General features: G+C 34.8%; 18 protein-coding genes. 15 read left to right on the plus strand and 3 right to left on the minus strand.

Translation table 11 applies throughout. From position 1 onward, the window contains the following. Positions 1–1,350 carry a TrkH family potassium uptake protein gene (locus AC3WVA_RS10625; RefSeq protein ID WP_492321903.1) on the plus strand — a complete coding sequence of 450 codons (1,350 nt, stop codon included), beginning with the start codon at positions 1–3 and terminating at the stop codon, positions 1,348–1,350. A gap of 38 nt (positions 1,351–1,388) precedes the next feature. Here AC3WVA_RS10625 and AC3WVA_RS10630 read toward each other — a convergent pair whose 3' ends face one another. Then, the gene (locus AC3WVA_RS10630) at positions 1,389–1,730 is read right to left on the minus strand and encodes a DUF3905 domain-containing protein (protein WP_492321915.1); all 342 of its coding nucleotides are present in this window, start codon (positions 1,728–1,730) and stop codon (positions 1,389–1,391) included. Positions 1,731–1,870: 140 nt separating this feature from the next. Here AC3WVA_RS10630 and ykzP point away from each other — a divergent pair, with 140 nt between their 5' ends. The 11 genes from ykzP (at position 1,871) to cbpA (ending at position 14,479) form a co-directional block, all read left to right on the plus strand. Beyond that, complete coding sequence (ykzP, locus tag AC3WVA_RS10635) at positions 1,871–2,023, plus strand: protein YkzP (RefSeq protein ID WP_000240799.1); 153 nt, start codon at positions 1,871–1,873, stop codon at positions 2,021–2,023. A gap of 228 nt (positions 2,024–2,251) precedes the next feature. Continuing rightward, positions 2,252–3,328: a putative 2-aminoethylphosphonate ABC transporter substrate-binding protein gene (locus AC3WVA_RS10640; protein WP_492321904.1), complete on the plus strand. Its 1,077-nt coding sequence runs from the start codon at positions 2,252–2,254 to the stop codon at positions 3,326–3,328. A gap of 19 nt (positions 3,329–3,347) precedes the next feature. Further along, the gene (locus tag AC3WVA_RS10645; RefSeq protein WP_098521108.1) at positions 3,348–4,349 is read left to right on the plus strand and encodes a putative 2-aminoethylphosphonate ABC transporter ATP-binding protein; all 1,002 of its coding nucleotides are present in this window, start codon (positions 3,348–3,350) and stop codon (positions 4,347–4,349) included. After that, positions 4,350–6,107, plus strand: coding sequence for a putative 2-aminoethylphosphonate ABC transporter permease subunit (locus AC3WVA_RS10650; RefSeq protein WP_141539620.1), 1,758 nt, complete (start codon positions 4,350–4,352; stop codon positions 6,105–6,107). It begins immediately after the preceding gene. Between the two features lie 21 nt (positions 6,108–6,128). After that, positions 6,129–6,923, plus strand: coding sequence for a phosphonoacetaldehyde hydrolase (phnX, locus tag AC3WVA_RS10655; RefSeq protein WP_492321905.1), 795 nt, complete (start codon positions 6,129–6,131; stop codon positions 6,921–6,923). A gap of 15 nt (positions 6,924–6,938) precedes the next feature. Next, a complete protein-coding gene (phnW, locus tag AC3WVA_RS10660) occupies positions 6,939–8,036 on the plus strand; it encodes a 2-aminoethylphosphonate--pyruvate transaminase (protein WP_098521109.1) in 1,098 nt (365 codons plus the stop codon). Next, complete coding sequence (locus AC3WVA_RS10665) at positions 8,033–9,217, plus strand: saccharopine dehydrogenase family protein (RefSeq protein WP_098344492.1); 1,185 nt, start codon at positions 8,033–8,035, stop codon at positions 9,215–9,217. Before phnW ends, AC3WVA_RS10665 begins: the two co-directional genes overlap by 4 nt. 40 nt (positions 9,218–9,257) lie before the next feature. Next, a complete protein-coding gene (locus AC3WVA_RS10670; RefSeq protein WP_048526802.1) occupies positions 9,258–10,040 on the plus strand; it encodes a DeoR/GlpR family DNA-binding transcription regulator in 783 nt (260 codons plus the stop codon). A 554-nt stretch (positions 10,041–10,594) separates the two neighbouring features. Continuing rightward, positions 10,595–12,853, plus strand: a complete 2,259-nt coding sequence (locus AC3WVA_RS10675; RefSeq protein WP_142342017.1) for an NEAT domain-containing leucine-rich repeat protein — start codon at positions 10,595–10,597, stop codon at positions 12,851–12,853. Between the two features lie 247 nt (positions 12,854–13,100). After that, positions 13,101–13,730, plus strand: coding sequence for a class II aldolase/adducin family protein (locus tag AC3WVA_RS10680; RefSeq protein ID WP_048526804.1), 630 nt, complete (start codon positions 13,101–13,103; stop codon positions 13,728–13,730). Positions 13,731–13,855: 125 nt separating this feature from the next. Beyond that, positions 13,856–14,479: a cyclic di-AMP binding protein CbpA gene (gene cbpA / locus AC3WVA_RS10685; protein ID WP_048526805.1), complete on the plus strand. Its 624-nt coding sequence runs from the start codon at positions 13,856–13,858 to the stop codon at positions 14,477–14,479. A gap of 63 nt (positions 14,480–14,542) precedes the next feature. Here cbpA and AC3WVA_RS10690 read toward each other — a convergent pair whose 3' ends face one another. Beyond that, positions 14,543–15,313: a divergent polysaccharide deacetylase family protein gene (locus AC3WVA_RS10690; protein ID WP_048526806.1), complete on the minus strand. Its 771-nt coding sequence runs from the start codon at positions 15,311–15,313 to the stop codon at positions 14,543–14,545. A gap of 398 nt (positions 15,314–15,711) precedes the next feature. On the opposite strand from AC3WVA_RS10690, the gene AC3WVA_RS10695 reads away from it, so the two are divergent. Next, positions 15,712–15,993, plus strand: a complete 282-nt coding sequence (locus AC3WVA_RS10695) for an aspartyl-phosphate phosphatase Spo0E family protein (RefSeq protein ID WP_000495532.1) — start codon at positions 15,712–15,714, stop codon at positions 15,991–15,993. Positions 15,994–16,022: 29 nt separating this feature from the next. Here the strand turns inward: AC3WVA_RS10695 and AC3WVA_RS10700 are convergent, their stop codons facing one another. Continuing rightward, the gene (locus AC3WVA_RS10700) at positions 16,023–17,519 is read right to left on the minus strand and encodes a DUF3149 domain-containing protein (RefSeq protein ID WP_048526807.1); all 1,497 of its coding nucleotides are present in this window, start codon (positions 17,517–17,519) and stop codon (positions 16,023–16,025) included. Between the two features lie 190 nt (positions 17,520–17,709). Between AC3WVA_RS10700 and AC3WVA_RS10705 the strand changes: the two genes are divergently transcribed. Both AC3WVA_RS10705 and AC3WVA_RS10710 read left to right on the plus strand, forming a co-directional pair. After that, positions 17,710–18,156, plus strand: coding sequence for a MarR family winged helix-turn-helix transcriptional regulator (locus tag AC3WVA_RS10705; protein WP_048526808.1), 447 nt, complete (start codon positions 17,710–17,712; stop codon positions 18,154–18,156). A 160-nt stretch (positions 18,157–18,316) separates the two neighbouring features. Further along, positions 18,317–20,011, plus strand: coding sequence for a M3 family oligoendopeptidase (locus AC3WVA_RS10710; RefSeq protein WP_098344487.1), 1,695 nt, complete (start codon positions 18,317–18,319; stop codon positions 20,009–20,011). Positions 20,012–20,072: the final 61 nt, after the last annotated feature.

A 20,072-nucleotide genomic window follows, 5' to 3' on the forward strand; every position in this document is an offset into this window, starting at 1 on the left:
ATGAGAGATATAAAAAAGTTTTTACAAAAATTACGTCCTGTACAACTCATTGTTTTGTTTTATTTATTAGCAGTCGTTGTATCGGTGATATTGCTTAGTTTCCCATTTGTTACGAAGGCTGGTGTGAAATGGACATTTATCGATGCGCTCTTTACATCTGTTAGTGCGGTAAGTGTGACTGGCCTGTCTGTTGTTACGATTTCAGATACGTTTACTACGGCGGGAATTATTATGTTAGCCCTTATTTTACAATTAGGTGGCTTAGGAATTATGGCACTTGGTACGTTCGTTTGGATTATAACGGGAAAAAAGATTGGTTTGCAGAGAAGAAGACTCATTATGGCAGACCATAATCAAGGGAATTTATCAGGCCTTGTAGAATTGATGCGTTCTATTTTAATTGTAATTATTTCGATAGAACTTATTGGAGCAATACTATTAGGTACAAGATTTCTACTTTATTTTCCAACGTGGCAAGAAGCTTATTTCCACGGTTTCTTTGCGGCTGTTAGTGCAACTACGAACGGAGGATTTGATTTAACTGGACAATCACTAATTCCGTACAAAAAAGATTATATTGTGCAAATGATTCATATGTTGCTTATTATTTTAGGAGCAATCGGTTTCCCTGTATTAATGGAAGTGAAACAATTCCTTAGTAAAAGGAGACAGCAACTATTTCGTTTTTCGTTATTTACAAAATTGACGACAACAACATTTTTTGCACTCGTTATCGTTGGAACAATTATGATTTTTTTACTAGAACGAAATCATTTTCTAGCGGGGAAATCATGGCATGAAACAGTTTTCTATACATTATTCCAATCTGTGACGACGCGAAGTGGTGGACTTGCTACAATGGATATACGTAAATTGTCACAACCGACGCTTTTATTTATGAGTATATTAATGTTTATAGGGGCATCTCCAAGTTCGGTTGGGGGCGGAATACGTACAACAACATTTGCTGTTAGTATATTATCGCTATACACTTTTGCAAGAGGCGGGAGAACGGTTAGAGTCTTCAAACGCCAGCTACATGAAGAGGACGTGCTGAAAGCATCTGTCGTTATGACGATGGGGATTTTATTATGTGCTACAGCACTATTTACCTTATCTATTACGGAAAATGTACCGCTTATGAGTTTAATTGTTGAAGTGTGTTCTGCTTTCGGGACGACAGGACTATCGACAGGTATTACGCCAGATTTAACAACTGTTGGTAAACTTGTGCTCATTGTACTTATGTTTATCGGGCGTGTCGGTATTTTAACATTTATACTAGCTAGTGGCGGAAGAGAACAGCCACCTCGTTATAAATACCCGAAAGAGAGAATTATTATTGGATAGTATGAAACCATTCTACCTATGTGAGGTAGAATGGTTTTTTAGTCGTTAATGCCAAATTGCGGATGCATAAAAGCATCATTCTTATTATCTACTTCTTTTTTTAGCAAATCTTGATTTTCTTCTGAAATCCACCCAATATCATTTGTAGGATGAATCCATTCTTCTCCAGCCATAATGGCAGGGTCTACTTCATCGCTCCAATTGTGAAGTGGACTATTCTCGGAATCATATTTACTGTCTCCGATTACGATGTCATATTGATTGATGAAAGGTTGTTGCATCTTCTTTCCTGTTCCTTTAAAAGATGGGAAACTCATTTGATGCGGGAGCGTTTCATCTAAAATGGGTGACTGCATTTTATCTTTATTCTTCAAAATAATCGCTCCTTTTCTAATGTTTTCTTCATAGGTAGTATTTCCATCTAGTGCTCTTATGTACTTGTTAACACTTGCCAGTAATAATTATTTCAGCTTGCTTCAAACTAGAGTAGAAAGTGATTTCTTGAGAGCAGGTGAATGTATTGGTAAAAAGAAAAGTGAAACAAAATGCGGCAATCAATAATAATAAAACTCCGAAAGAAAGCTTACCAGATGCAGAATTTGCATTAGAGTATGAAGGAGAGAATAGCGCGAAGTATGCAAATCGTAATTCAAAAAAAGGTAAACAAAAATGAGGCGTTTTTTACAAACGCCTCATTTTTTTGTGGGATTATAAAGGTTTTTTTAATTATTTGTAAATTTAGGGTTTGTTATTAGCAGAAAAATGCGAAAAAACATAGAAGTAGCAACGTATTACACAAAAACAAACAACAAACAAAAGATTAATGTTGGTTTAATACTGCTTTTACACTAGTTGTTTATATTTGAATTGTACATAAGATTTGTAAAAGGAGAGAGAGACAGTGAAAAAAACAATCTTTAAAGCTGTAGCAACTGGAATGGTATTTTCGTTATTAATGGGGTGTGGTGCAAAGAAAGAAGAAAGTGCTGGGGCAAAAGTGAAAGATGATAAATTATCTGGATCATTAACTGTTTACACAGCGATCGAAGAAGAACTTGTACCAATTTATCTTGATTCTTTTAAACAGAAGTATCCAGATGTAAAACTGAACATTGTTCGTGATTCAACTGGAGTTATTACAGCGAAATTGCTAGCTGAAGGAAAAAATACACAAGCAGATGTTGTATGGGGAACAGCAGCGTCTAGTCTATTAGCTTTAGATAAAAAAGATATGTTAAAAGGATACTCTCCAAAAGGAGCAGATCGTGTTCTTCCGCAATTTAAAGATGATAAGCAACCAGAAAAATGGGTAGGTAATACGGCATTTATGACGGGGATTGCTATAAATAAAGAAGAATTAAAGAAGAAAAATTTACCGATGCCAGAATCATACGAAGACTTAACGAAACCAGAATATAAAGGAACGCTTGTTATGCCACATCCGGCTTCTTCTGGAACAGGATTTTTAACAGTTTCTGCATGGTTACAAATTATGGGTGAAGATAAAGGCTGGGATTACATGAAGAAACTTCATGAAAATATGGCAACTTATACTCATTCAGGTTCAAAACCAGCGAAATTAGCAGGTGCAGGTGAATATCCAGTTGGTGTATCAATGGTTTATAGTGCTTTAAAAGAGAAACAAAAAGGTGCACCAGTTGAAGTAGTGTTACCGAAAGAAGGATTAGGTTGGGAAGTAGAAGCGAACGCACTTATTAAAAAAGATAACACAAAAAATGAAAAATTAGCGCAAGCATTTTTAGATTGGGCAATTACTGATGATGTAATGAAGTTATACTTCGAGAAAAATGGATTTGCGACAATTAAAAATGATTATAAACTTCCAGATGGATTCCCTAAAGACGTAACAGAAAAGTTATACAAAAAGAATGACTTTAAGTGGGCAGCAGAAAATCGTGACAAAATTTTAGAAAAATGGGAAAAAGAGTTTGGTCAAAAAGCAGAACCGAAAAAGTAAGTGAGTGGGAGAGAGAAAAATGAGCGAATATTTATCAATTCAACACATTCAAAAACAGTTTGATGCATTTACAGCGTTAAAAGATATTTCTTTTACTGTGAAGAAAAATGAGTTTGTATGTTTATTAGGCCCAAGTGGTTGTGGGAAAACAACATTGCTTCGAATTTTAGCAGGGCTAGAAGAGGCGACAACAGGTAGTATAGCCGTGGATGGAAAAGATATTACAGCACTACCTCCTGGAAAGAGAAACTTCGGAATGGTGTTTCAATCGTATGCATTATTTCCGAATTTAACAGCACTTGAAAATATTGAATATGGCTTAAAGACAAAAAAATATGGAAAAGCAGAAGTAAAAGAGAAAGCGCTAGAGGCGTTAGAACTTGTAGATTTGCTGAATGTAAAAGATAAATATCCTGCTCAAATGTCTGGTGGACAACAGCAGCGAGTGGCACTTGCACGTGCGCTCGCTCTGTCTCCGGATATTTTGTTACTCGATGAGCCGTTATCTGCTTTAGATGCAAAAGTGCGAGAAAAGTTGCGTAGAGAAATGCGTGATTTGCAAGAAAAAGTAGGAGTAACAACTATTATGGTCACGCATGATCAAGAAGAGGCATTAACGATGGCTGATAAAATTGTTGTAATGAATCATGCGGAAATTATGCAGATTGGAACACCAGAGGAGATTTATCAAAGACCAGCCAATCCGTTTGTGGCAGATTTTATTGGTTCTATTAATTTCTTTTCGAAAAATAATGAAAAACATGCAATTCGTCCTGAACATGTAACAATTGTACAAAACGATGGTATTAAAACGGTTGTGGAAAGCATGGAATTCCGAGGATCTGTATATCGGACAGAAGTGCGAGTCGTAGAAGAAAAAACACATCTTTATAACGAGAAAATTGTAGTGGATATATTGGCATCAGAAGTGGAAAAAACCGCTATTAAAAAAGGAAAGTCGATTCAAATCTCTTTCTCAGAAAATCATATGTTGTCATATGGAAAGAAGGTCATTGTATAGATGGAGATGTTAGAAAATTTCAAGGTAGAAAGTACGAAAAAAAAGATTAAGAGACGTATCGGTAAAGAAGAGTGGATACAAAGACTATTAATTATTGGTATGCTCCTCGCTTTTTTGATCATGCTTGTATTACCACTATTACAATTGTTTACACAAGCTTTTTATGATAAAGATGGAGCTTTCATTGGAGTTGCGAATTTCAGTAAATATTTCACAACTCCAACGCTAGTTCAATCATTGCAAAATACGATATGGATTTCGGGTGCGACAACAATTATTGCAGTGACACTTGCTTTCGCTTACGCCTATGCGATCGCTCGTACGAATGTGTTCGGGAAGCGTGTATTTCAATATGTCGCGTTATTACCATTATTCGCACCAACGATGATGCATGGTATTGCACTTACATATTTATTTGGTAATCAAGGGTTAGTAACGAAAGGAATGTTTGGTTTGTTTGAAGGGATACAAATCCCTTTATATGGACCGGTAGGAATTGTAATGGCTGAAGTCATGTATACATTTCCGCAAGCGTTTCTTATATTATTAATTGCTTTTCAAGGATCTGATTATCGTTTATATGAAGCTTCTAATATGCTAGGGGCGAGTAAAACAAAGCAATTTTTCACTGTTACTTTACCTAGTGTAAAGTACGGATTAATTAGTGCAATGTTCGTTGTGTTTACACTTAGTTTCACTGATTTTGGGGCACCAAAAATTGTTGGTGGGCAATATAATGTACTTGCTACGGACGTATATAAGCAAGTAATTGGGCAGCAAAATATGCCGATGGGTGCAACTGTCGGAATGATTTTATTAATTCCAGCTATATTTGCATTTGCAGTTGATCGCATTACGCAAAGAAAGCAGGCAAATCTCTTATCTTCTAAATCAGTACCTTACAGAATAATAAATAATAAGAAACGAGATGTTATTTCATTCGTATATTGTAGCGTAGTAACGCTTATGATCATTCTATTATTTGTGGCAGTTGGTATTGCTGCAAGTGTGAAAGTATGGCCATATAATATGAGTTTTACATTTGAGCATTTTAATTTTTCAAGTTTAACAGGAGATGGACTTGAAGCGTTTAAAAATAGTGTAATTGTTTCCGCAATTACAGCGGTTATTGGAGCGATTTTAACATTTATGTTCGCTTATGCGATTGAGAAAATAAATCAGCTACAATTTTTCCGAAAAGCAGGTTACTTTTTCTCTATCGTTCCTTTAGCGATACCAGGTTTAGTAATTGGGTTAGGCTATGTCTTCTTCTTTAGTCAACCAACAATACAAATCTTTGGACTTTCCGTAACGAACCCGTTTCATTCTCTATACGGAACGATCGTTGTGTTAGTACTAGTCAATATCATTCATTTTTATTCTGTAACATTTGTTACGGCAACGACGGCTTTAAAGAAATTAGACCGAGAATTTGAACTTGTTTCACAGTCAATGGGCATCCCGTTTTATAAAACATTCTTTCGAGTAACAGTGCCGATGTGTTTACCGGCAATTTTAGAAATGGTAATGTACTATTTCGTAAATTCAATGGTAACTGTCTCGGCAGTTGTATTCCTATACTCGGCTGATTTTAAACTAGCTGCCGTATCAATTGTAAATATGGATGATGCAGGAAATGTGGCACCAGCAGCTGCAATGAGTGTACTGATTGTTGTTACAAATATTGTAGTAAGAGTTGTATATGAATGGGGAACGAAAGCACTTCGTAACCGAACTTCACAATGGCAAAAAAGATAAATAAGAAGGGTGATGGATTGAATGAAAATAGAAGCAGTTATTTTTGATTGGGCAGGTACGACAGTTGATTATGGATGTTTTGCACCACTTGAAGTATTTATAGAGATTTTCCATAAACGCGGCGTTGAAATTACAGCAGAAGAAGCTCGTAAGCCAATGGGGTTATTAAAAATCGATCATGTAAGAGCACTTACAGAAATGCCTCGTATTGCGAGTGAGTGGAATCGTGTTTTTGGAAAATTGTCAACAGAAGCAGACATTCATGAGATGTATGAAGAATTTGAAGAAATTCTCTTCGCTATTTTACCACGCTATGCGACGCCAATTAATGGAGTAAAAGAAGTGGTTGCTTCTTTACGTGAACGCGGAATTAAAATTGGTTCAACGACTGGTTATACGAGAGAAATGATGGATATTGTAGAAAAAGAAGCAGCGATTCAAGGGTATAAACCCGATATTCTTGTAACGCCAGATGATGTTCCAGCGGGTCGTCCATATCCGTGGATGTGCTATAAAAATGCGATGGAACTTGGTGTATATCCAATGAATCGTATGATAAAAGTTGGGGACACAGTATCGGATATGAAAGAGGGAAGAAATGCTGGAATGTGGACAGTTGGTGTAATTCTTGGCAGTAGCGAGCTCGGCTTAACGGAAGAGGAAGTGGAGAATATGGATCCAGCAGAACTTCGTGAAAAAATAGAAGTCGTTCGTAATCGTTTCGTTGAAAATGGAGCACACTTTACGATGGAAACGATGCAGGAACTTGAAAGCGTAATGGAACATATCGAAAAACAAGAACTTATTATTTCATAAAAGGGGAATAGGATCATGACTGAAAATCACTACTTATTATTAACGCCAGGGCCATTAACGACAACAAAAACAGTAAAAGAGGTTATGTTATACGATTGGTGTACGTGGGATGCTGAATATAACACAATGGTACAAGAGGTAAGAGCTAAACTTGTATCGTTAGCAACGAAGGAAGAAGAGAAATATACAACTGTTTTAATGCAAGGAAGCGGTACGTTTTCAGTTGAAGCAGTCATTGGTTCTGTCATTCCTAAAAATGGTAAGCTGCTCGTTTGTACAAATGGTGCGTACGGTAAACGAATTGTACAAATGGCAGAGATGTTACATATAGATGTGGTGGTCAGTCAAACAGAAGAGTGGGAGCCTACTAATATTGTAGAAGTAGAAAAGATATTGCAACAAGATAAAGAGATTACACACATTGCAGTTGTTCATTGTGAAACAACAACAGGTATTATCAATCCAATTGTAGATGTATGTAAATTAGGGAAGCAATATGGAAAAGTAACACTAGTTGATGCAATGAGTAGTTTTGGTGGTATTGAAATAGATATCGATGAGTTGCAAATTGACTTTTTAATTAGCAGTGCGAATAAATGTATTCAAGGTGTTCCTGGGTTCGGCTTTGTTATTGCAAAGCGCGCTGAATTGTTGAAATGTAAAGGACAGGCACGTTCATTATCACTAGATTTATACGATCAGTGGGAAACGATGGAAAATCAAAATGGGAAATGGCGTTTTACGTCACCTACACATGTTGTACACGCTTTTTATCAAGCACTACTTGAATTAGAAAAAGAGGGCGGAGTAGAAGCACGTTACAATCGTTATGATAACAATCAAAAATTATTAGTCAGTAGAATGAGAGAAATCGGATTTAGGCCACTAGTAGATGAAAAATACCAGTCGCCTATTATCACATCCTTTATTTATCCAGAAGAGTGGTTCGATTTTGAGCAATTATATAATGAATTAAAGCATGATGGCTTTGTTATTTATCCAGGTAAGCTTTCAAAAGTAGATACATTCCGCATTGGAAATATCGGTGATGTACATGAGGCAGATATTAATCGCTTAGTTGATAGTATTGCTAAAGGGGTTGTTATAGGTTGAAAGTATTTTGCTTAGGTGGAGCAGGTAAAATTTGTCGTGAAGCAATTTTAGATTTAGTACAATTTTCATCTTTTGAGACGATTACAGTAGCGGATTTTAATGAAGAAGAGGGCCTGAAAGTAGTAGAATGGCTCAACGATCCTCGCGTAGATTTTGTGAAAGTAGACGTAACGAATCACGAGGATACGGTTGCAAAAATGAAAGGTTACGACATTGTAATGGACGGTACGACAATTAAGCTAAATGGCTTGTCTACTCGATGTATTGCAGAAGCAGGTTGTCACGGTGTGAATTTGAATGGATTTGGTGAAGAAAATGATTCACATTCTATATTTGTTCAAAATGGAAAAACGTGTTTACCTGGTTTTGGTATGACGCCAGGTGTAACGCAAATGATGGCAATGCATGCAGCAAATCAGCTTGATACTGTAGAGTCAGTTCGTGTCAGTCACGGTTCGTATCGTCCAATTGCTTTTTCTGCATCAATTACAGAAACAACGACATATGAATATGATCCACATTTACCATCACGTACAGTGTATGAAGATGGTGAATTTAAGCAAGTACCTCCGTTTGCGCGTCCGAGGGAAATTGAATTACCGGCGCCTTATGGTAAGGCAACGCAGTATATAATCCCGCATTCTGAAACGAATACGTTAGCGAAAGCACTAGAAAGTAAAGGCGTCAAACTGATAGAGACGAGAGGAACTTGGCCAAAGCAAAATATGCAACTCGTACGTGCTTTATATGATTATGGTATATTGCGTAATGATCAAGTTGAAATAAATGGAGAAGCGATTGGCATTATGGATTGTATTTCGAAGTATTTATTGCAATCGAAAGAAGGACAAGAAACGGAAATTTACGGTTACGCACTTCATGTAGAAGTAATAGGTATGAAAAATAATGAGAAACAAAGGCACGTATTATATCATACACACCCGCTATCTGATGGGTCTGTTGTAGGATGGGAAAAATTAAGGGCTTATACGAGAAACGTCGGTATTCCATTTGGGATAGCTACAGAGTTAATCGCAAAAGGGAATGTAAATCAAGCTGGTGTTGTGACACCTGAGGAAGCTTTTCTAAATCCACAAATTATTTTTGATGAACTAAAAAAGCGTGGTATTCATATTCATGAAGAAGTTTTTACTGAAAAAGAAAATTATAACTTTGTATAAGTAAGGCAGTTTATGAGGTAGAAATCAATGGGGTGAGGCTATGTCTGTAGTAGGTGAAGAAAGAAAGCGAACCATTCTTGAGAAGGTAGAGTTTAAAGGGAAAGTAAAAGTTTCAGAGTTAGCGAGAGAATTTGCTGTATCAACAGAGACGATTCGCCGTTATTTAGAAGAATTAGATCGTGAAAAGAAGTTGAAGAAAGTGTATGGTGGGGCTGTACAACTTCCGGGAGCTGGAATAGAGGCACCGATGTTAGAACGAGAGATGCTGCATATAGAAGAGAAGAAGAGAATTGGGTATAAAGCAGCAACATTTGTGGAAGATGGGGATGTTATTGCGATTGATGACGGAAGTACACCGCTTCAAATGGTGCCATATCTTGTCCATCGTAAAAATTTAACGATTGTAACAAGTTCATTTCCAGTAGCGACACAATTAATTTCTTCTATCAATAAAAAGATGTTTCACGGTGAAGTTTTATTTATTGGTGGAAAAGTATCTCCAAAGCATTCACGTGTATCAGGATCTATTTCACAGCAAGTGATCCAGCAATTTCATTTTCATAAAGCATTCGTTTCGATTGATGGATTGTTACCTGGTTTTGGGGTTTCTAGTTTTGAATTAGAAAAGGCAAAACTGTCAGAAGCGATGATGAAATTAGCGGAGAAAACATATATTTTATGTGATCATACAAAAGTAGGGGTAAAAGGGAATTACCGAATAGCAGCGTTTTCACGTATTCAACACGTAATTTGTGATAAGAAAATGCCTTATAGTTTTGAAGAGGAAGTTAGAAAGCATAATATTCAATGGACAATTTGCTAAATAAATTGAACTCCCACCTGATTTTGAGGTGGGAGTTTTACTGCTTGTAAATAGCGAGGATAAAAGATTTGTATTTATGCAAAAAGTGGACACATTTTCTCATCTCTTTCATATAATTTACCAATACAAAAAAAGTTGGTCGAAGGAAAGAAGGGAGAATTATGTCAGAACGGATATATAATAAACTTGTATTGTATGCAAATATTTTGCAAAAAATTGGTGTTATTAATGAAAAAGAAAAAAGTGAAATCCTTCATACGATAAGTAAAAAGGCTCTCTGAATAAAGGGCCTTTTTATTTTTTATCCCGCTATTCGCCGGGCAGTAAGACCCCCGCCTCAAAATTCAGCGAAAGCAAAGAAGTTAGGTGGGGGGGCGGGCTGCCCGTAAAAGCCCGATTGGTGAGGGCTGATTAAAGTTTCACTTTATCTTTGGAAATATAAATTTAATGTAATATTCTCATTGACAATGATAATGATATTCATTATCATTTATTAGTAGTTAGTTGATAAATATTATCAATTACAAAATTTATATATGATAGGGGACATTATTTTGAAAAAAAAATATATGAAGGCGTTAGTAGTAGCCACAACATTAGCAATTCCATTTGCCGCATACTCTACTCCAGCATTAGCAGCACTAAAAGTTGAAGCAAATCAATCAGTCGTAGCAGCGAGTGAACGTACATACGATACTGAGATTAGAATATATAAGGACCAAAAAGACGAGCCATCTATGGTTTCTCAATATATAAAAGATCCTAAAGTAACGATTGCAGACGGGAAAAAAATTGTTACTGTAACAATGCAAGATAGCGATTATTTTCAATATCTTAGAATAGAAGATAGAAACCAGCCGGGTGTATTTCATGATGTGAAAGTTTTGTCAGAAGATAAGAGGAAGAATGGAACGAAAGTAGTTCAATTTGAAATTGGCGAGTTTGAGAAGAAGCACAATATGCAAATGCATATACTTATTCCGGCTATCGGATATGATCACAAATATCAGGTTCAATTTGAAATTAAAGATCCAACTGTAGGTGAGAAAGAAACAGAGAAAACAGATGATAACTCTAATTCAGGCAATACGGAAACGGATAATCCAGTTGATAATCAAAATATGATAACAGATAATAAATTAAGAGAACTCGTTAATAAAAAAGTATTTAATAGAAAAGATTTAAATACACCTATTACGAAAGAAGAGTTATTACAAGTAAAGAACTTGTTTTTAAATACGAATGAGATTCTTGATTATAGTGCATTAAAATATATGCCAAATTTAAAATCTTTAACAGTTGCGAATGCGAAGATAAAAGATCCGTCGTTCTTTGCGAACTTAAAGCAATTAAATCATTTAGCTTTGCGTGGTAATGAATTTTCAGATGTAACGCCACTTGTTAAGATGGAGAATTTAGAATCTCTTGATTTAAGTAATAATAAAATTACAAACGTTGCACCATTAGTTGAAATGAAAAATGTAAAAAGTTTATATCTATCAGGCAACCAAATAGAAGATGTAACAGCATTATCGAAAATGGAACAACTAGATTACTTGAATTTAGCAAATAATAAAATTACAAATGTTGCTCCATTAAGCGCGTTGAAAAATGTAACATACTTAACTTTAGCGGGTAATCAAATTGAAGATATTAAATCGTTATATTCATTACCTTTAAAGGACTTAGTATTAACGCGTAATAAAGTTAAAGATTTATCGGGTATTGAACAAATGAATCAATTAAATAAATTATTTATCGGGAAAAACAAAATAGAAGATGTGACACCACTTGCTAAAATGACTCAGCTTACAGAATTAGATTTACCTAATAATGAGTTAAAGGATATTACGCCATTATCAAGTCTAGTAAACTTACAAAAGCTTGATTTAGAAGCAAATTATATTTCAGACTTATCGCCAGTTAGTAAGTTGAATAAGTTAGTATATTTAAGTTTTGTTGCAAATGAAATCCGCGATGTTAGACCAGTAATAGAACTAAGTAAGAAAGCTTATATTAATGTTCAAAACCAAAAAGTCTTTCTAGAGGATACAGAAGTAAATAAAGAAGTAAAAGTACCGATATACGAAAAAGACGGTAAGGTCTCTACAAAAATCCATTTGAAGAGTGATGGTGGTACGTATAGTAATGGTGTAGTGAAATGGAATACACCAGGTGAGAAAGTATACGAATTTGGAGTGAAAGACCCATTTAATGATACAGGTATTTTCTTCACTGGTTCTGTCATTCAAAAGGTTGTAAATGAAAAAGTAACCGAAGAAGTAGTAGAGTTTAAAGATGTGCCAAAAGGACATTGGTCAGAAGAAGCAATTAAATATTTAGCGAAAGAAAAATTATTTGTAGGCTATGGAAATGGGAAATTTGGATTTGGTGACAATATTACGCGTGGTCAAGTAGCAGTTTTAATACAAAAGTACTTGAAGCTGGAGCGTAATCTAGAACAGAAAGCGAAGTTCACAGATACGGAAGGGAATGCGTATGAAGGGGCTATTGAGGCAGTTACACAAGCTGGAATTATGGCTGGATACGATAATGGCCAGTTCCGCCCAGATGGAGTATTAACTCGATATGAAATGTCAGTAGTATTACAAAAAGTATTTCAGCTAATGGGAAATGAAAAGAGTGTAGTGAGCTTTACGGATGTACCAAAAGGTCATTGGGCAGAAGGATATGTGAAAGCTTTAGCGGATAATAATATATCTAAAGGTGATGGAAACGGAAACTTTTTAGGTGATGATTTCGTAACACGTGAACAATATGCACAGTTCTTATATAACGCAATAACGAAATAAAGATGAGAAAATACGCTATTCTTTAATGTAAAAAGAATAGCGTATTTTTTATGTATAAAATGAAATAGTCAATAGACAGGAGTATAGACATATGAATGGCCCATTTTATAGAAGAGCTGTGAAACTATATTGACAAAAAAGCGTTCTCATGTGATAATTCAATTAAATTTTTAGAATAATCAAAAAATATTCCTTTTACATAGAAAGGATTCGAACATTATATGAATATTACGCCGGGGGTGACGAAATGTTATTTTTTCTAAAGAAATGGAATGAATTAAAAGATGTGAAATCTGAGTTGGCACTTCGTGATTGGTTTTATGGTACAAAGATTAGTTTATCACTCTGTACGTCAAAAGAGCCGTTAACTTTTTTAGTAAACGTTGAGGGAAGAGATAAAGGGTTATTTTCAGAAGAGGATTTTATTGTTGTAAATTGTATGTGTGAGCCAGTATTTGAAAATGAAGAAAAGCCAGCTGTCGAATCATTTATGCATGCGGATATTTATAAAAAAAGTAGTGCAGAATGTATTTTGCAAGTGCAAACTGTAGATAGTCATTTAATATCAGAGTTGTATGGAGAAATAGGAGAAGTAACATTCGATAAACGTAGCGTGGAACGTGTTTTTGGAAAAGAAGGTATAACAGAAATGACAATTCCTATTGTAGAAGATGAGAAAAAATTCGCTGATTTATTAGAAAATAAAGTGCCGAATTTTATTGAAGGTGGGGGTGTAGTTCTCGTTCATAATTATGGCATGATCGTGTGGGGGAAAACTCCAGAATACGCGAAAAAATGGCTAGAGGGTATAGAATATTTAATGAATTATCATGTAAAGTTGTTAATGATAAAAGGTGCAAAGAGCTCTGTTATATAAAGTGTTTGTGACGCTGTTACGATTTAATAAATAAATGAAAGCGTTTTAAAAATAAATTTACTCATAAAATATAGGTCTCCTTATTATATATAGATTACATGTTGACATGTAAGGAGGAACATATTTTGCGAGTTAAATATCATTTTCTGCCAAAACAGCAAGTAACATTTTGTAAACTGAACGATTCAGGTGAAAAGGCTCTGCAAATTATGAATGAAACGGGATTTCGAGCAATCCCTGTATTAGCAGAAGATGAAAAGAAATTCATGGGAATTATTTATAAAGTAGATCTTTTAGAAAAGAAGTGTAATAGCGGATTAGAGGAATTAAGTACGGAACATATGCTGGAAGATTCCGCTGCATTTATTTTTGAAAAGGACTCTTTTTTCAGGGCATTTTATGTTATTCGTCGTCTTCCGTTTTTAGCTGTACTAAATGATTATAATGAATTTGTCGGTATCTTAACGCATTCTAATATATTTGATGTTATTGAAGATTCATTCGGTATGCGGACGGGTGGTTATATATTAACAATTGCAACACAAGATTGTAAGGGAACGATTAAAGAACTTGGGACATTGCTGAAAGCATTTCATATCGGTGGACTATTTACGCTAGATAACGGTGATCAATATATTCGCCGCGTTATCGTAAATATAACAGATGAGTTAAATGAAAAAAGATTAAAGCAATTAATCGAAAAAATAGAGAAAAAAGGATTCAGGGTCAGTCATGTAGATTATATTTAAGATGAAAAAGAGAGCCATTTGCTAAATGCAAATGGCTCTCTTTTTTAGTTTGAGTCATGAATCTTATTTTGAAACAGGAGGCGGAGATAATGCTAAATCGGATAAAAAAATAAAATCTGCATGTTCACGAATGTTAGGAATAGAAGTTTCTATAACACGTGATGTGATTTCACCTGGAGGTCCAACATGTCCGATAGCTACCATAATCGGTTTCTCTTGAATTTTTTTAATGAGTAATTGGGCTTGTTTTGAAATGTGTGCCGCTGTGTACACATCATCAAAAAATAATTGGTTTTCAATAATTGGTACTCCTAATTCTTTCCCGATTTTTGGGACAACACTCTTAGGATTTGTTTTGCTATCTAAATAAAATAAACCGTGTTTTTTACAAGCTGTAAGTATAAGTCGTACAATTCTTTCGTCCGCGGTCACTTTTGATCCCATATGATTGTTCATCCCAATTGCATGTGGTACTTCTTGAATCGCTTGTTCGAGTCGGTTATTTATTTCTTCGTCGCTTAAATCGGTTGTAATTGCTTTTGGTCCCAGCCATTCTTTTTTACCTTTAATAGGTTCCATTGGCATATGTATAATAACTTCGTGCCCTTTCTTATGAGCTGCTATCGCATCTTCCTTTGTGGAAGGGAGGAAAGGCATAACGGCAACAGTAAGTGGAATAGGAAGTGATAACATTTTATCAGTCCCCTTCATATTATTTCCGAAGTCATCAATGACAATAGCTACTTTGTTTGTATGAGCCTTTGCTTGAACAGGAAACAAGAAGGATGGTAAGAACATCGTAAACATAAGCAATGCAATCGTATATTTGCGCATATAAATATTTCCTTTCTATTTTATCCCACTATGTGTGGGTATTGGGGAATGAACAAAATTCCCAATGATTAAATTTGCATTTTATCAATCATCATTATGTTTTGCGTTTTTGTATAAATTAAACAAAAAATGTCGAAGAAAAGTATAGCGAAAATAGAGAATCCGCTATTTAATTGGTGTTTGTAAAAAAAGAAGATGAAAAAAATGTCTATTATTGCGAATGTATTTACAAAGATAGAATAATTTGTAATAATTCTCAAAGTGAGGGTAAAGATTTGTAAATTACAGGGAGAAAATGTTAAATTTTCTGATTCTTCAAATTCAAATATGATTAAGCAGTTAAAAGGCTAATGGAGAAATGAAGTAGAGAGCATGGAAGTATAATAAGGGGGATATGAATGTTTACTGTAAAAAGGAAGTACACATTAGAAAAGCTTTCACGTGATATTCATATGAAACGTGAAGAGATGATTCAATTAGGTTTAACGAGTGGGTTAAATAGTATGGAGACAATTCAAGTTAGTCAAGAATTGGACAAGCTTATTTTACAGTACCAGTGTTATAAAGAAAAGCAAACGCCAAAATGGTTATCCATTATAAAGGTACCTATTTTTCAAATTGGGTATGAAGGGAAATCAAGTAATTTTTGGCGAATGCTTGTTGCTGGTTTTATGAAATAAGTATAATTACCCTTTTGGGATAAGGATAATTATACTATGTGTAATGGAATCTCGATATGAACTGTCGTTCCTTCGTTTTCTAGACTATTAATAAAAATATGCCCATTGTACATCTCTATAATTCGTTTACATATGACAAGTCCAAGGCCTGTTCCAGTATCTTTATTAGTAAAGAACGGATGAAAGAGGTGTTTTTGAATATGTTTTGGAATCCCTTTTCCAGTGTCTATAATTTGCAATTGTGCGTGTGTTTCATTGTTTGTTACGAAAATAGTTAGTGTGTCACCAGAAGTCATGGCTTCAATTGCATTTTTTGTAATGTTTAAAACCACTTGTTTCATATGGTCTTTTGAGCAACGGATATGAACAGGATGGTCTGGCAAATGTAAATTGAATATAATGTTATATAGATTCGCCTCAGATTGAATAATTAATGCTACCTCATTTAGAATGGTTCTCACATCATATGTTTGTTCAATAATAGCAGTTGGCTTTCCAAGAATAAGAAATTCGCTGACAATTTCATTAATCCGTTCTACTTCTTGTTCGATGATGGAAAAATAGAACTGATCTTGTTCATCTTTATATTTCTCTTTTAATAGAGCGACGAGCCCTTTAATTCCAGTAAGAGGATTACGGATTTCGTGGGCTGTACTAGCTGCAAAAGTTCCAACTAATTCAATTTTTTGTAGTTCATTTTGTTGTCTTTCTAGTTTTGTTTGACGTTTTAACAACATATATTGAACAAGTAAAAATAAAATAGACATTAAAAATAAGGTAGCTATACATTCTATTGCAACCCACTGGTATAAAGTTTTGTGATGAATCGGCAATGGAGAAACAGAGACCTTCCAATTTAATCTTTTGAGTGGCGTAGTAAGCATATTAAAATGTGCATCACTTATTTTGTTATTGTCATCGGTTAGAAAAACTACATCATATTTATCAGTTACTTCAAAATGGTATTGTGGCTTAATGGCATTTAAAGATGATGAAATATAGTCAAAGCGTAAACTTGCTAATAATAAGCCTGAGATTTCCTTCTGTTTATTGAAGATGGGAGAAGCAATGATGATAGCTTGATGTCCGAGAACACGATCTGTAATGACTGATGATACAGTTGTTTTCTTCGTTTTTAATACATCTTGAATATATTTCCGATCTGAGACATCAACAGGTGGTCGGTCACCTTCGGATGCAATTGTAATGATGCCCTCTGGAGTAGCGTAATATAGACCAGAAAAGCGTGCATCGTTTTCATCTGTATCATGTACAATTTCTTTAATTCCATTTATATTTCCAGTCTCGGTTTCAACGACCTTTGCAAGCATTTCTAATGCGGAAATTGCTTCGCCAAGGTGATAATCTAAATAGTCTCTATATAAGAAGAGAACCGTGTGAGCAGATAGTTTGTTTTCCTGTTTCATTTTATACGAATGATATGAATAAAATGTAGCGCCAATCCCTATCGTTGGTAGGATAACAAGTAATATATATAAAACTATGCTGTGGAATTTGACTTTCAAATTTGGTACTCCTTCTTTTTTATTATCATTATATATAAACTATGTTAAAATTGTCATGTTTTTATTCAAGAATCATTCATAATATATTGGGGGAGAGGTAATGAATGAGTGAATACTCATTCGGAATTCACATGAAGTACTATTTCTTTCTTTTTATTACTGAGAATTTAAGTGAAGGGTTGAAAGTTGTATGACATCAAATAATGGACGAGAAGAAATTTCTCAATCTTTAAAAGTATTTATTGCATTATCTCGTGTACATCGTTCTGTTATGGATACTACAAATAAATCTATACAAAGTAACGGGTTAAATCCAACTGAATTTGCTGTATTAGAACTGCTATATCATAAAGGCGGTCAACCACTTCAGCAAATTGGTGAGCGTATTTTAATAGCTAGTGGCAGCATTACATATGTTGTGGATAAGCTAGAGAAAAAGGGACTAGTAAAAAGAATTCCGTGCCCGAATGACAGACGTGTTATTTATGCACAATTAACTGAGGCTGGAGAGAACTTTATTGCTTCTATTTTTCCAGGGCATGAACAAGTTATACATCAGTCTTTTGAAATGTTAACGAAAGAGGAAAAGGACGAATTACTGGATTTATTAAAAAAGATTGGAAAGTATGAAAAGTAATAGTATGTTCCAAAGGAGCTTTGGATAAAGAAATCCAAAGCTTTTTTGTTTACATGTAATGTTGGCAGTATATGCCGTATTCTGCTGAAGAATAAGAGGAGATTTGTAAGTAAGCATTGAATTATAGTAAGGATGCATATAATGGAGAGGAGGCTCGTTCATGTCATTTAAAGACTATGAATATAAACGGCCAAATATTGAAGAATTAAAAGAGAAGTTTACGGTTGCTTTAGAGAAGTTTGATAACGCAAAAACTGTAGAAGAACAAAAACAAGTCATCAATTCAATTAACGAAATTCGCAATGACTTCGGTACAATGGGAAATCTTTGTTACATTCGTCATTCTGTTGATACGACAGATGCATTTTATAAGGAAGAGCAAGATTTCTTTGATGAATACTCTCCAGTTGTACAAGGATATGGTACAAAGTATTATAATGCGTTAATTCATTCGCCATTCCGTGAAGAATTAGAAGCGTATTATGGGAAACAATTATTTGCTCTTGCGGAGTGTGATTTAAAAACATATTCTGATGAAGTCGTGAAAGATTTACAATTAGAGAATAAATTGTCTTCACAATATACGCAGTTATTAGCATCTGCAAAAATTGACTTTGCAGGAGAAGAAAGAACGTTATCGCAGCTTATTCCATTTATGCAAGGGAAAGAAAGAAGTGAACGTAAAGCAGCAAGTGAAGCATATTACGGATTTTTAGCTGAGAATGAGGAAGAGTTAGATCGTATTTATGACGAGCTTGTTAAAGTAAGAACGAAAATCGCAAAATCTTTAGGTTTCAAAAACTTTGTTGAACTTGGATATGCAAGAATGTACCGTACAGATTATAATGCGGAAATGGTGGCGAATTATCGTCAGCAAGTGCTAGATTATATCGTTCCTGTTACGACGGAATTAAGAAAACGACAACAAGCACGTATCGGTGTAGAGAAGTTAGCGTATTACGACGAAAACTTTGAATTCCCTACAGGTAACCCAACTCCAAAAGGAGATGCGGATTGGATTGTTAATCATGGGAAAACGATGTATAAAGAGTTATCGGCTGAAACAGATGAATTTTTCAATTTCATGTTAGATAATGATTTATTAGATTTAGTTGCGAAAAAAGGAAAAGCTGGCGGTGGATATTGTACATATATTGAGAATTATAAAGCGCCGTTTATTTTCTCAAACTTTAACGGAACATCTGGCGACATTGACGTATTAACACATGAAGCGGGCCATGCTTTCCAAGTATACGAAAGTCGTAAATTTGAAATTCCAGAATACAATTGGCCAACATATGAGGCGTGTGAAATCCACTCTATGAGTATGGAATTCTTCACATGGCCATGGATGAAGTTATTCTTTGAAGATGATGCAGATAAATATTACTTCTCTCACTTAAGTTCAGCACTTCTGTTTTTACCGTATGGTGTATCTGTTGATGAGTATCAACATTATGTATATGAAAATCCTGAAGCATCACCAGAAGAGCGTAAGACAGCATGGCGTAATATAGAGAAAAAGTATTTGCCGCATCGTGATTATGAGGATAATGATTATTTAGAGCGCGGTGGATTCTGGCAACGTCAAGGGCATATATATAGCTCACCGTTCTACTATATCGACTACACGTTAGCACAAATTTGCGCACTGCAATTTTGGAAACGTGCAAGAGATAATAGACAAGAGGCGTGGGAAGATTATGTGAATCTATGCCAACAAGGTGGAAGTAAATCATTCTTAGAATTAGTAGAAGTTGCAAATTTAACATCTCCATTTGCTGAAGGCTGTGTGAAAAGTGTTATTACAGAAATTGAAGCATGGCTACATGCAATTGACGACACAAAATTGTAAAAAACATGCACTTTTTTCACATGTTTAACATCGACATAACGAGAAAATGATGAGATAATAA

The sequence above is a fragment of the Bacillus sp. EB106-04-02-XG92 genome, from assembly GCF_058791995.1.

Coding starts and splice junctions, on each gene's coding strand:
- AC3WVA_RS10625 (WP_492321903.1), top strand. CDS start 1: ATGAGAGATATAAAAAAGTTTTTACAAAAATTACGTCCTGTACAACTC.
- AC3WVA_RS10645 (WP_098521108.1), top strand. CDS start 3,348: ATGAGCGAATATTTATCAATTCAACACATTCAAAAACAGTTTGATGCA.
- AC3WVA_RS10650 (WP_141539620.1), top strand. CDS start 4,350: ATGGAGATGTTAGAAAATTTCAAGGTAGAAAGTACGAAAAAAAAGATT.
- phnX (WP_492321905.1), top strand. CDS start 6,129: ATGAAAATAGAAGCAGTTATTTTTGATTGGGCAGGTACGACAGTTGAT.
- phnW (WP_098521109.1), top strand. CDS start 6,939: ATGACTGAAAATCACTACTTATTATTAACGCCAGGGCCATTAACGACA.
- AC3WVA_RS10670 (WP_048526802.1), top strand. CDS start 9,258: ATGTCTGTAGTAGGTGAAGAAAGAAAGCGAACCATTCTTGAGAAGGTA.
- AC3WVA_RS10680 (WP_048526804.1), top strand. CDS start 13,101: ATGTTATTTTTTCTAAAGAAATGGAATGAATTAAAAGATGTGAAATCT.
- AC3WVA_RS10690 (WP_048526806.1), bottom strand. CDS start 15,313: ATGCGCAAATATACGATTGCATTGCTTATGTTTACGATGTTCTTACCA.
- AC3WVA_RS10695 (WP_000495532.1), top strand. CDS start 15,712: ATGTTTACTGTAAAAAGGAAGTACACATTAGAAAAGCTTTCACGTGAT.
- AC3WVA_RS10705 (WP_048526808.1), top strand. CDS start 17,710: ATGACATCAAATAATGGACGAGAAGAAATTTCTCAATCTTTAAAAGTA.
- AC3WVA_RS10710 (WP_098344487.1), top strand. CDS start 18,317: ATGTCATTTAAAGACTATGAATATAAACGGCCAAATATTGAAGAATTA.